This window comes from Sorangium sp. So ce124, assembly GCF_051525235.1.
GTDB lineage: Bacteria > Myxococcota_A > Polyangia > Polyangiales > Polyangiaceae > Sorangium > Sorangium atrum.
Genome location: NZ_CP150312.1, coordinates 12,422,739 through 12,436,813 on the forward strand (window position 1 = coordinate 12,422,739; position 14,075 = coordinate 12,436,813).

A 14,075-nucleotide genomic window follows, 5' to 3' on the forward strand; every position below is an offset into this window, starting at 1 on the left:
GCGTCAGTCCAAGGCTTCCAGGATGGAGTCCAGCTCATCCGCCGCGAGCGCGACGTCAGTGAAGTCCGACGGCGTGTAGCCGCCGGCGTCGGGGGACAGGCAGTGCGCGATCAGCTCTCTCAGCGCGTCGCGCCACAGCGCGCTGACCGCCGCGACGGTCTCCTCCCGGTGCCGCGCGGCGCTGTAGCGGAAGGTCGCCTCGAGCCGGCCGTCGTACACCGCCGCGTCGATCTCGATCTCGTACGCGAGCGGGCTGCGCGGGTCGTGCTGGGCGCCGGGCGACTCCGCGGCGAGCGAGAACCGCGCGCCGGCGCCGACCACCTGGTCCCACTGCCCCAGGTAGTTGAACCCGACCCCGGGCGTCGGCAGGCGGCGCAGCCGGTCCGCGATCGCCCCGGTCCCGAGCTCCCGTACCGCGCCGAAGGGGAGGCCGCGCCGCGGGACGCGGCGGAGCTGCTCCTTCACCGCCTTGAGCACCGCGCCCGGCGCAGCGCCCGGCGCGATCTCGAGCAGCACCGGGTAGACGCTCGTGAACCAGCCGACGGTGCGCGACAGATCGAGGTCTTCCCCGTCGAGCGCCTCGCGCCCGTGGCCCTCGACGTCGATCGCCGAGAGCGGCTGGCCGGTCCACCGCTGGAGGGCGAGGGCCAGCCCGGCCAGCAAGAACTCGTCGATCCGCGTCCGGTACGCCTCCGACACCGCCTCCAGGAGCGACCGCGTCTCCGGCCCGCTCAGGCCCATCTTGAGCGTGGCCATGGCCGTCTCCGCGCGATCCCCCGCCGGCTCGTCGACCGGCAGCGGCGCGAGGCGATCCCAGGGGAGACCGAGCCAGAAGGCCGCCTCTTCCTGGAGCGCGGCGTCCCGGGCCGCCGCGTCGAGGCGCGCCGCCCACCGCGCGAAGGAGGTGGTCCTGTCGGGCAGCTGAGGCGGCGCCCCGCGGCGCGCCTGATCGTAGGCGGCCTCCAGATCCTCGAGCAGGACGCGCCACGACACGCCGTCGACGACCAGGTGGTGCGCGACGAGCAGCAGCCGCCCCGGCCTGCCGGCGCCGAGCTCGAAGCCGACGACGCGCAGGAGCGGCCCCGCGGTCAGGTCCAGGCTGGCTTGCCACCGGGACGCGTGCTCCTCGATCGCCGCCGGCTGCTCGGCCTCGGGCACGCCGGTGAGGTCTGCTCGGTGGACGACCGCGCCGACCGAGGCGGGCTCGTGGGAGGGCGCGAGCGTCTGGCGGAAGCCGCGCTCCTCGGGCACGTAGCGGAGCCGCAGCGCGCCGTGGTGGCGGAGGAGCGCCTGCACGGCCGCCTCCAGCGCCGGCCACTCGAGCGGCTCGGCGACGGCGAGCAGGAGCGCCTGGTTCCAGTGGTGCGGGTTCGGCAGGTCGCGCGCGAAGAACCGCCGCTGGATCGGCGTCAGCGGGACGTCGCCCGCCGCCGCGCCCTCCTCGTCCGGTTCCGGCGCCCGAGCGGCGTCCGTGGCGAGGCCCGCGGCGGCCGCCAGCGCGGCGAGGGTCTGGTGCTGGAACATCTGGCGCGCCGTCAGGCGCAGGCCCGCCTGCTTCGCGCGGGAGACGACCTGGAGGCTCAGGATCGAGTCGCCTCCCAGCTCGAAGAAGTTGTCGTGGCGGCCGACGCGCTCGCGGCCCAGCACCGCGGCCCAGATCTCCGCGAGCCGCGACTCGACGGCGGTGACGGGCGCCGCGTCCGCCGCTGCGCCGACCGCGCCGACCGCGCCGACCGCGTCGTCCTGGCGCGCGGCCTCGAGCGGCTCCGGGTGCGCCGGGACGCGCGGCTCCGGCAGCGGCAGCTCGCAGAGCCGGGAGGTCGGCCGGGCGGCGATCCCCGCCAGCAGCGTGAGGAGGTCGTCCGCCATGCGGCGGATCGAGCGCTCCTCGAAGAGATCGGTGCTGTACTCGAACGAGCCGCGCAGCCCCTCCGGCGTCGCCGCCATGTGGAGCGAGAGGTCGAACTGGGCGCTGCCGGGATCGACGTCGAGCCGTCGGATCTCGAGGTCGCCGAGCGGCGGCGCGCCCCGCGGGTCGTCCTGGAGCGAGAACATCACCTGGAACAGCGGCGTATTGCCGAGGTCCCGCGCGGGCCGGAGCGCCTGGACGAGCTGCTCGAACGGCAGGTCCTGGTGCGCCTGCGCCGCCAGCACCTCCTCGCGGACGCGCGTGAGCAGCTCGGGGAAGCTCGGATCTCCGCTGACGTCCGCCCGCAGGACGAGCGTGTTGACGAAGAGCCCGATGAGCCCCTCGATCTCGACGCGGGTGCGGCCCGCGATCGGCGTCCCGATGCAGAGGTCCGTCTGCCCGCTGTAGCGCGCGATCAGCAGCTCGAACGCGGCCAGGAGCAGCATGAACGAGGTGACCCCCTGGCCGCGCGCGAGGGCGCCGAGCGCCGTCGAGAGCTCGCCCGGGAGCGCGAAGGCGTGGCGAGCGCCCCGGTACGAGCGCGCCAGGGGTCGCGGCAGATCCGTGGGCAGGCGCAGCACCGGCGGCTCCGCGCCGAGCCGCCGCCGCCAGTACGCGAGCTGCTCGTCGAGCGCCGGCCCGGCGAGCCACGCGCGCTGCCACCGGGCGTAGTCGGCGTACTGGACCGGCAGCGACGGGAGCGCCGCGGCGCGGCCCTCCGCGTCGGCGGCGTAGAGCTCCATCACCTCGTCGACGAGGAGGTTCAAGGACCACCCGTCCGACACGATGTGGTGGAGGACCACGAGCAGCGCGTGCTCGCGCTCGCCGAGGCGGAGCAGCGTGATCCGGAACAGCGGCCCCTCGACCAGATCGAAGGCGCGGCTCGCCTCCGCCTCGAGCGCGCGCTGCGCCTGCGCCTCGCGATCCGCTCCGGGCGCGGCGCGGAGGTCGACGATCGCGATCGCGACGGGCTGCTCCGCGCGGACGATCATCGCCGGCTGACCGTCGATCTCCGCGAACGTCGTGCGCATCGACGCGTGACGGCGGACCACCGCCTCGAACGCGCGCTGCAGCCGGTCCACGTCGAGCGGGCCGACGAGGCGCACGGCCGCCGGGATGTTGTACGAGGCCGCCGTGGGCTCGAGCTGGGCCAGGAACCACAGGCGCTGCTGGGAGAACGAGAGCGGCGGCGCGCCGTCCTCGGGCTGCGGGGTGATCGGCGGCAGCGTCACGCCCTGCCGCTGCCTGACGGCGTCGTCCACGGCGCGGGCGAGCCGCGCTGCGGTCGGGTGATCGAAGGCCGACCTGAGCGGCAGCTCCACCTGGAACGCGGCGCGGACGCGGGCGATCACGCGCGTCGCCAGGAGCGAGTTGCCGCCGATCTCGAAGAAGGTCTCGTCCACACCCACCGCCTCGAGGCCGAGCACCTCGGCCCAGATCGCGGCCACGGCCTCCTCCGTGGCGGTGCGGGGCTTCGCGGCCTGCTCGCGGGAGGCGAGCCCCGGGGCGGGCAGGGCCTTCCGGTTCAGCTTGCCGTTCGGGGTGAGCGGCAGCTCGTCGAGCCACACGTACGCCGAGGGCACCATGGGCTCGGGCAGCCGCTCCCGGAGCGATGCGCGCAGCCCGTCCGCGGTGAGCGCCGCGCCGCGCGCCGGCACGACGTACGCGACGAGGCGGAGGAGCCCTGCGTCCTCGAGGGCCACGACCACCGCGTCGCGCACGCCCGGGTGCGCCCGCAGCTGCGCCTCGATCTCGCCCGGCTCGATCCGGTGGCCGCGGATCTTGAGCTGATGATCGGCCCGCCCGAGGAACTCGATCGCGCCGTCGCGCCGGAGCCGCGCCAGGTCGCCGGTCCTGTAGAGGCGGCGGCCGGGCTCCCGGCTGAAGGGGTCCGGGACGAAGCGCTCGGCCGTCAGATCGGGCCGATCGAGGTACCCGCGCGCGAGGCCGGCGCCCCCGATGTAGACCTCGCCCGCCACGCCGAAAGGCGCGGGCGAGAGCTGCCGATCGAGCACGTGGATCTCGGTGTTGGCGATCGGGCTCCCGAGCGGGATCGGCCCGCCTTCGGTCACGCGGTGGAGGCTCGACCAGACGGTCGTCTCCGTCGGTCCGTAGAGGTTCCAGGGCGACACGCCCGCGTCGAGGAACCTGCGCGCGAGCTCCCGCGGGAAGGCCTCTCCGCCGCAGAGGACCGTGACGCCGGCGAGCCGCGGGCTGCCGCTGTCGAGCAGCATCTTCCAGCCCGTCGGTGTGGCCTGCATCCACGTGGCGCCGGACGCGCCGAGCAGCGCGGCGAGGCGCTCGCCGTCGGCCACGTCCTCGCGGTGGGCGAGCACAACGCGCCCGCCTGCCAGGAGCGGGAGGAACAGCTCGAGCACCGCGATATCGAACGAGATGGACGTGGTGGCGAGCAGCACGAAGCCCGCCGGCGGCGCCAGCAGCTCCTGCATCGACAGGAGGAAGTTGGCGACGCCCCCGTGGCGGACCATGACCCCCTTGGGCCGACCCGTGGAGCCCGACGTGTAGATGACGTAGGCGAGGTCTTCCTCGCCCGCGCGCGGCGCCGGATCGTGAGCCGGCGCGCCCGCGATGGCGGGCCAGTCCCGATCGAGGCAGATCGCGCGCGCGCCGGCGCCAGTCAGCGCCGGCAGCAGGCGTTCCTGCGTGAGCAGGAGCGGCAGCCGCGAGTCCTCCAGCATGGCGCGGAGCCGCTCGCGCGGATAGGCCGGGTCGAGCGGGACGTACGCCCCGCCCGACTTCAGGATGCCCAGCGCTCCCACGAGCATCTCCAGCGAGCGCTCGACGCACAGGCCCACCAGCGTCCCCGGGCCGACCCCCTGCTGGCGCAGGTGGTGGGCCAGCCGGTTCGCGCGGGCGTTCAGCTCGCCGTAGGTCAGCTGGTCTTGCCCGCACGTCACAGCGACGGCGTCCGGCGTTCGCGCGGCCTGCTCCGCGAGCAGCTCCGGCAGGCACGGCCTCGACCGATAGTCCCGCCCCGTCGCGTTCCGCTCCGCGGTGAGCCGCAGGAGCTCCGGGTCGTCGGGGAGCGCGAGCTCGGCGAGCCGCGCCCCGGGCTGGCTCGCCATGCGCTCGAGCAGCGCGCACAGGGCCGCGGCCATGCGGGCGACCGAGCCGTCGTCGAGGCGCCGCCCGTCGAACGAGAGCAAGAGCGAGAGCTCGCGCCCCGGGGTCACGTAGACGGTGAGCGGGTAGTTCGTCCAGGCCTCCGCCGTGCTCACCTCGATCCCGAGGGCCTTCCTGTGCTCGTCGACGGCGTCGTCGATGGGGAAGTTCTGGAAGACGAGCAGCGACTCGAAGAGCGGCGCCCCTCGCTCCACGTCGCTCCACTGCTGCACCTGCGCCAGCGGGCTGTACTCGTATTGGCGCAGCTCTAGGTTGAGCTCCTGGATGTGGCGGAGCCACGCCCCGAGCCGCATCTCCGGGGCGATGCGGAGGCGCAGCGGGAGCGAGTTGATGAACGCGCCCATGATGGAGCCGGCCTCGGGCAGGTCGGCGGGGCGACCGGCCACGGTGACGCCGAAGAGCACATCCGGCTCGCCGCCATGGCGGGCCAGGAGCAGCGCCCACGCGGCCTGCACGGCGGTGTTGAGCGTCACCCCCTGCGCCTGCGCGAAGCCCTGGAGCGCCCTCGTCGCGTCCGGCGAGAGCCGCGCGTGGCGCTCGCGGAAGCCCGGCGCCGCTTCGGCCTCGTCGCGCTCCGGCAGCGGGGTCGGCGCCGTCAGCCCCTTCAGGTGAGCCCGGAAGAAGGCCTCGGCGGCCGCCATGTCCTGCCGCTCGAGCCACGCGACGTAGCTCGCGTAGGGCGGCGCTTCTTCCCGCGCGCGCAGCGCGCCGCGGCGCGCCTCGTCGTAACAGGTCAGCCACTCCTTCAGGATCAGCCCCTGACACCAGCCGTCGAGCAGCGCGTGGTGGACGCTCCAGACGATCTGGTCGACGCGCTCCGGGAGGCGCAGCACCGAGACCCGCAGGAGCGGCGGCTCCTCGAAGCGGAGGCCCCGCCGGCGATCGTCCCGGAGGAAGCGCTCGAGCGCCGCCCCCTGCTCGGCCTCCGGGACCTCGCGCCAGTCGAGGACCTCGATGGGCAGGCGCGCGGCGCGCCGCACGACCTGGTGCGGCTCCTCGACGCCGGTGAGGAAGCCCGTCCGCAGGATGGCGTGGCGCGCGCTGAGGACCTCGAAGGCCCGCGAGAAGGCCTCGACGTCCAGGCCCTGCGTGAACCGGCAGACGATCTGGTTGAAGTACGGGCTGTCCTCCGGCGTGAGGAGCGAGTGGAAGAGCATGCCCTGCTGCACCGGGGACGCGGGGACCACGTCCTCGATGCCGTCGTCGGCCTGCAGCAACGCGTCGAGCTGCGCCCGCTCCAGCCGGGCGAGGCTGAACGGCGCGATCTCGACGGGCGGGGCGGGCGGCAGGGGCGCGGCCGGCGCCGCGGGGAGATCGCCGGCGAGCGCGGCGATCGTGCGGCGCGTGAAGATCTGCTTGGGCGTCAGCCGCAGCCCGCGCTGCGCGGCGCGCGCGATGATCTGCAGCGTGACGATGGAGTCCCCGCCGAGCTCGAAGAAGTCGTCCTCGACGCCGACCTGCTCGCGGCGCAGCACCTCGGCCCAGACCTCCGCGAGGAAGCGCTCCGGCTCGGTCCGGGGCGCGACGTGGGGGCGATCGGCCGGCGCCTCGAGCTGCTCGGGGGAGGGGAGGGCGCGCCGGTCGACCTTGCCGTTGGGCGACAGCGGCAGCCGCTCGAGCACGAGGATGGGCGCGGGCACCATGTAGGCCGGGAGGGCCTCGGCGAGCCAGGCCCGGAGCGACTGCGGATCGAGCGCCGCGCCGTCGCGGCCCGCGACGTAGGCGACGAGGCGCTTTCCGCCGTGGGCCTCGCTCCGGGCGAGGACGACGGCCTCGCCGACGCCCGGGTACTGGAGCAGGCGCGCCTCGATCTCGCCGAGCTCGATGCGCAGGCCGCGGATCTTCACCTGGTGATCGAGGCGGCCGAGGAACTCGATGGCTCCATCGGGCCTGTGGCGCGCGAGATCGCCTGTCCTGTACAGCCGCCCTCCGGGCGCCGACCCGAACGGATCGGGCACGAAGCGCTCCGCGGTCAGGTCAGGACGCCGGTGATAGCCGCGGGCGAGGCCGACGCCGCCGATGTGGAGCTCGCCGGCGACGCCGGCGGGCACGGGCTGGCCCTGGCGGTCGAGCAGGTAAATCTGCGTGTTGGCGATCGGAGTTCCGATAGGCACCGAGGCGGAGGTGTCGTCTCGCTGGCAGGCCCAGAAGGTGACGTCGATCGACGCCTCGGTGGGCCCGTAGAGGTTGTGGATCTCGGCGTCCGGAAGCCGCTCGAAGCACCGCCGCGCGAGCTCCGCCGGCAGCGCCTCGCCGCTGCAGATGACCCGGCGCAGCGACGTGCACGAGGCCACGTCGGGCGTCTCCAGGAACGCCTGGAGCATGGGCGGGACGAAGTGCAGCGTGGTGACGCCGTTCCGCGTGATCAGCTCGACGAGCCGATCGCCGTCGCGGTGATCGCCGGGCCTCGCGACGACGAGGCCGGCGCCGATCATCAAGGGCCAGAAGAACTCCCAGACCGAGACATCGAAGCTGAAGGGCGTCTTCTGCAACACCCGATCTTGCGGGGTGAGGCCGTAGCGCTCCTGCATCCACTGGAGCCGGTTGAGCAGGCCACGGTGGCTGTTGCCGGCGCCCTTGGGCCTGCCGGTCGAGCCCGAGGTGTAGATTGTGTAAGCGAGGTTGTCCGGCGAGACGACCACGGCGGGGTTGGTGGCAGGCTCCTTGTCGATCTTGGCGCGATCCACGTCCAGGCACAGCACCTGGGCGCGGTGGGGCGGCAGGCGCGAGGCCACGGGCCACTGGCTCAGAAGGACCGGCGCTGCCGCGTCCTCGAGCATGTAGGCGATACGATCGGCGGGGTAATCGGGGTCGATGGGCACGTAAGCCCCGCCGGCCTTCAGGATGCCGAGCAGCCCGACGACCAGCTCGACGGAGCGCTCCGCGGCGATGGCGACGAGCACGTCCGGCCCCACGCCGCGCTTCCTGAGCGCGTGGGCCACCCGGTTGGCGCGCGCGTTGAGCTCTCGATAGCTGAGCCGCCGCTCACCGAAGATCACGGCCACCGCGTCGGGCGTCCGCGCCGCCTGCGCCTCGAAGAGCTCGTGGACGTGCAGCTCGCCCGGATACGCGCGCTCGGTCGCGTTCCACTCCGTCACGACGCGCCTCGACTCCAGCTCGCCGACGAGCGACAGCTCGCCGACCCGCGCCTCGGGGCGGCTGACGATCTGCCGGAGCGCCACCTCCACGAAGCCGAGGAGGCGTGAGGCGACCTCCTCGTCGAACCGCCGCCGATCGTAGGACAGGCGCAGCTGGAGCTGAGCCCCCGGCAGGGCGGCCAGGGTGAGCGGGTAGTTGGTCTGGTCCGCGAACGCGACGTCGCGGACCGCGAGCCCGGGCAACCCCTGCTGGGTCCGAGGATCGACGGGATAGTTCTCGAAGACGACGAGGCTCTCGAAGAGCGGTTGTCCCGCCGGCACCGCGCTGAAGCTCCGCGCCTGGGCCAGCGGCGTGTGCTCGTGCGGGCCGAGATCGGTGGTCGTCCTCAGGAGATCGCGCAGCCAGTCGGCGACGGTCGCCGCCTGCGGCACGGCCACGCGCAGCGGCAGCGTGTTGATGAAGATCCCCACCATGGCGTCGATCCCGGCGAGCGGGGCCGACCGCCCGGCCACCGTGACGCCGAAGACGACGTCGTCGGCGCGGGCAGCCCGGCTGAGCAGGAGCGCCCACGCGGCCTGGACCAGCGTGCTCAACGTCACGCGGTGCTGCTGCGCGAAGCGCTGGAGGCGCGCCGTGACCGGCTCCGGCAGCGACACGATCGTCGCCCCGTGGCCGCTCGCCTCCTCGGCCGGCGGCACGCGCTCCAGGGGGAGCGGCGTCGCCGCGCTGAAGCCTGCGAGCGCGCCCCGCCAGAACCCCTCGTCGGCGCTCGCGTCCCGCTCGCGCAGCCAGCCGATGTACTCGCGGTAACGCGGGCGAGGCGACAGCGCGGCCGGCCGGCCGGCGCGCAGGGCGTCGTACGCGGCGAAGGCGTCCTGCAGGACGAGGGACGCCGCCCACCCGTCGAGGAGGAGGTGATGGTGGCTCCAGAGGAACTGGTAGGCCTCGTCGGCCACGCGCAGGAGGGCGACGCGCATCAGCGGGCCCCGGGCGAGATCGAAGCCCCTCGCGCGATCCGCTTCGATCCGGGCCTCCAGGCGCGCCCGCTGCTCCTCGGCGCCAGCGTCGCGCGCGCCGCGCCAGTCCTCGATCTCGACCGCCACAGCGGCCCCGCGCCGCACGACCTGGAGCGGCTCGTCGGCGCCTTCCCAGGCGAAGGTCGTGCGCAGGACGCCGTGGTGCAGGGCCACGGCCTGCCAGGCCTCGCGGAACGCGTCGACGTCGAGCGCCCCCTCCAGCCTGCACGTCACCTGCTCGACGTAAACGCCGGAGCCGGGCTCCCACAGGCTATGGAACAGAAGCCCTTGCTGGAGCGGGCTCAGGGGATAGACGTCCTCGACGTCGTGGCCAGGCCCCAGCAGGCGGTCCAGCCTCGCCTGATCGAGCCGCGCCAGGGGGAAGTCCGAGGGCGTGTAGCCGCCGGCGTCGGGGGCGGCGCCGCGCGCGACGAGGGCGCGCAGCCGCGCCGCGAAGTCCTCGAAGACGCGCGCCACCGTCTCGGGCCGGTGGCGGGCGCCGCTGAAGCTCCACATCATCCGGAGGCGCCCGTCGACGATGGCCGCGTCGACCTCCAGCTCGTAGCCCCGCGGCGTGCGCGGATCCTGGTTGCGCCCGACGTCGCCTTCCGCGTGCGCGAACAGCGGGCTCGACGCGAAGAGATCGTCCCACCGCCCGAGGTAGTTGAAGCGCACCTGCGCCGCGGCGTGCTCCCGGAGCCGCGCCGCCTGCGCGTCCTCGCTCAGGTACCGGAGCATCCCGTACGTGGCGCCGCCCTGCGGGGCCGCGCGGAGCTGCTCCTTCAGCGCCTTGAGCGCGCGCTCTGGCGCCGCGCCGGCCGGGATCTCCAGCCGGACCGGGTAGATGCTCGTGAACCACCCCACCGTGCGGGAGAGATCCAGGTCGTCGAGCGCGTCGCGCCCGTGCCCCTCCAGATCGACGAGCACCGCGGGATCGCCCGTCCACTGCGCGAGCGCTCCGGCGAACGCCACGAGCAGCACCTCGTCCACGCGGAGCCGGTACGCAGGCGCGGCTTGCAGCAGCGCGCGCGTCTCCTCGGCGTCGAGGAACCGCGTCAGCGACACGGTGTCCGCTTCGAGGCTCGCGCCGGCCGGATCGTCGGCGGGCAGCGCCCTCGCGGGGCGGCTCGCGGCGAGCCACGCCTCCGCCTGTCGGGTCACCTCCTCGGACTGGGCCTGCGTGAACAGGCGCCAGGCCCATTCACCGAACGAGACGATCTCCTCCGGGAGCCGGATCGCTTCGCCGCGCTCGCGCTGCTGGCAGGCGGTCTGGAGATCCTCGATCAGGATCCGCCACGAGACCGCGTCTATCACGAGGTGATGGGCGACCAGCAGGAGCCGGCCGGGGCGCTCCGGGCCCAGATCGAACAGCACAGCGCAGAGGACCGGCCCCTCGGCCAGATGGAGGCGCGCCTGGTGCTCCGCTGCGGCGCTGGCCAGCGCCGCGGGTTGCGCCTCGGCGGGCAGGTCCGAGAGATCGACCCGCGCGACCGCCGCGGGGGGCGAGTCCGCGAAGTACTGGCTCCACCCGCCCTCCTCGCGCGTGAACCGCAGCCGGAGCGCGCCGTGGTGCTCGACCGCCGCCTCGATCGCGGCCGTGAGCGCCTCGACGGAGACCCGCTGCCGCAGCTCGAGCAGCACCGTCTGGTTCCAGTGGTGCGGGTTCGGCCCGCCGAGCTCGAAGAACCAGCGCTGGACGGGCGTGAGCGGCGCGTCGCCGGGGAGCGGCATCGCGAGCTGCGCGTCCGCGGCCGGCGCCGAGCCCGACGCGGCGACCGAGGCCAGACCGGCGATCGTCTGATGCTGGAAGACCTGCCGGGGCGTGAGCGAGAGGCCCGCGGCCCGCGCGCGTGAGACGACCTGGAGCGCGAGGATCGAGTCGCCGCCCAGCTCGAAGAAGTTCTCCTGGACCCCGACGGCCTGCCTTCCCAGGAGCTCCGCCCAGATCCCCGCGAGCGTCGCTTCGGCCTCCGTGCGCGGCGTCGTGGCCTGGGCGCTCTCCTCGATCGGCGCCGGCAGCGCGCGCCTGTCGATCTTGCCGCGCGGCGTGCGGGGCAGCTCCTTCAGCGCCACGAGCGCCGAGGGCGCCATGTAGTCCGGCAGCCGCTCCTTCAGCGCGCGCCGGAGCTCCTCCGGCGCCACGTCCGCGCCGGTCGCGACGTACGCCACGAGCCGCAGCTCCTCCGGCCGGTCCTGCCGCGCGATCACGACCGCCTCGCGCACCCCGGGCAGCTCGCCGAGGCGCGCCTCGACCTCCGCGGGGTCGATCCGGAAGCCGCGCAGGTTCACCTGCTGATCGACGCGGCCGGCGAGCTCGAGCCGTCCGTCGGCCCGCCACCGCGCCCGGTCCCCGGTCCGGTACAGCCGCTCTCCCGGCTGATCGGCGAACGGATCGGGGACGAAGCGCTCCGCGGTCAGATCCGGGCGCTCCAGGTACCCGCGCGCGAGCCCCTGGCCTCCGAGGTAAAGCTCTCCGACGACGCCGGCAGGCACCGGCTGCCCGGCGAGGTCGAGCACGTAGGCTCGCGCGCCCGCGAGCGGCCGGCCGACGGCGACCGCCCACCCGTCGCGCGGATCCGTGGCCGTCAGGTCAGACGCCGCCGCCGTCGCCGTGGTCTCGGCCGCGCCGTAGGCGTTCAGCAACCGGACCCGCGCGGCCCCCGGCGACGCCCGGAAGGCGCGCACGCGCGCGGGCAAGGCTGCCTCGCCCGTGAGAACGACCTGCCGGAGGCACGACGGCAGCGCCAGGCCCTCGTCGAGCCCCGCGACGACGCGGTGCCAGACCAGGGTCGGCAGCACCGCCACGGTCACGCCCGACGCTCCGCACGCCGAGAGGAGCCCGGCCGCGGACTCGAGCGCCGCCTCTGTGGGCAGCACGAGCGTCGCGCCCCGCGCGAGGCACGCGAACATCTCCACCGCGCCCGCGTCGAGGCTCGGCGACGCGAGCTCCAGCACCCGGTCGTCCTGCGAGATCTCGTAGGCCGCCGCCGCGCCGTCGGCGAAGCCCGCGAGCGCCCGGTGCGGCACAACGACGCTCTCGGGCGTCCCCGCCGCGCCGGAGGTCGTGCAGACGCACGCCGCCTGCTCCGGCGCCGGCTCGCCGGCCGGCGGCATGGACGGCTCGTGGAGCACGCACGTCCAGGCCGCGTCCAGGTGGACCACGTCGACGCCGGGGAGCGGCTCGGCCGCCGGGTCGCCCTGCGCGATCACAACGCGGATCGCGGCGCCGCCGATCGCCTCGGCGATCCGCTCCCGGGGGAGGTCGGGGTCGAGCGGGACGAACGCGCCGCCCGCCTTCAGCACGCCGAGCACGGCGGCGATCCTCCCGATCGACCGCGGCAGGCAGATGCCCACGCGGACCTCCGGCCCCACCCCGCGCCGTCGGAGGAGCTGCGCCAGCTGGTTGGCCCTCCGATCCAGCTCGCCGTACGTGATCTGCTGCGCCTCGTGGACGACGGCCGTCGCCCCGGGCGCCCGCGCCGCCTGCTCCTCGAACCTCCGGTGCGCGGCGCGCGGCGTCTCTCCGAGCGCCCCCGGCGTGCCCCACTCGAGCACCTGCCGCCGCTCCTCGGTCGCGAGCAGCGGCAGCTCCGACAGGCGCGTCGCGGAGCTCGCCGCCGCGCCTGCGAGCAGGCGCAGCAGCTCATCGGCCATCCGCGCGATCGTGCCCGCGTCGAACAGGTCCGTGTCGTATTCGAGGGCGCCTGCCAGCCCGTCCTCGTCGGGCGCGAGGTTGAGCGAGAGATCGAACTGGGCGCCGCCCACGTCCAGATCGAGCAGGCGCACCTCGAGGCCCGGTATCGCGAAGGGCTGCCGCAGCGCTGGCTGCAGCGCGAACATCACCTGGCAGAGCGGCGCGTGGCTCAGGTCCCGGACCGGGCTCACGGCCTCCACCACCTGATCGAACGGCACCTCCTGGTGCGCCTGCGCCTCGCGCACGGCCCCCGTGACCCGGGCGAGCAGCGCCGCGAACGGCGGATCCCCGGAGAGGTCGGCGCGGACAACGGCGGTGTTGGCGAAGCACCCGACCAGCCCTTCCAGCTCGGCCCGGCTCCGGTTCGTCACCGGCGTGCCCACGCTGATATCGAACGTCCCCGCGCGGCGGGCGAGGAGGGCCTGGAACCCCGCCATCAGCACCGCGAACAGCGTCGTCTCCTCGCGCCGCGCGAGGGCCCCGAGCGCCCCGGCGAGCGCGCCCGGCACGCGGAAGAAATGCCGCGCTCCCCGGAACCGCTGGATCGCGGGCCGCGGGCGATCCGCGGGCAGCTCCAGCAGCCCGGGCTGCCCTTCAAGCTGCTTTCTCCAGTAGGCCACCTGGGCCTCGAGCAGCCCGCCTTCCACGCGCTCGCGCTGCCAGTGCGCGAAGTCCGCGTACTGCAGCGGCAGGTCGGCGAGCGCCGCGGGCCGGCCCGCGGAGAGCGCTGTGTACAGCGCGGCGAACTCCGTGAGGACGAGGCTCGTGGACCACCCGTCGAAGACGAGGTGATGCACGACCCAGAGGAGGATGTGTTCTTCCGATCCGAGCCGCAGGAGCGTGAGCCGGAGGAGCGGTCCGCTCGCCGTGTCGAACGGCCGCCGCGCCTCGCGCTCGATCAGGCGCCGGACCTCGGCGTCCCGCTGCGCCGCAGGCAGCGCGCCGAGGTCGATCCGCTCGATCCGCGGCGCCCCGTCGGCGTGGACGATCTGCGAGGGCAGGCCGTCGAGGACGTCGAACGTCGTGCGCAGCACCTCGTGCCGGCGCACGATCTCGGAGACGCACCGCTCCACCAGGGAGACGTCGAGCGCCCCGGCGAGCCGCACGGCGGTGGCCAGGTTGTAAGAGGCGCTCTCCGGCTCGAGCTGGGCGAGGAACCACAGCCGCTCCTGGACGAAGCTCATCGGAAAAACGAAGACATCCTCACGCATGA

General features: G+C 74.6%; 1 protein-coding gene. It reads right to left on the reverse strand.

Annotated elements, in window-relative coordinates:
- Positions 1 to 3: 3 nt before the first annotated feature.
- The gene (locus WMF19_RS46590) at positions 4 to 14,073 is read right to left on the reverse strand and encodes a non-ribosomal peptide synthase/polyketide synthase (protein ID WP_437896238.1); all 14,070 of its coding nucleotides are present in this window, start codon (positions 14,071 to 14,073) and stop codon (positions 4 to 6) included.
- Between the last annotated feature and the right edge of the window lie 2 nt (positions 14,074 to 14,075).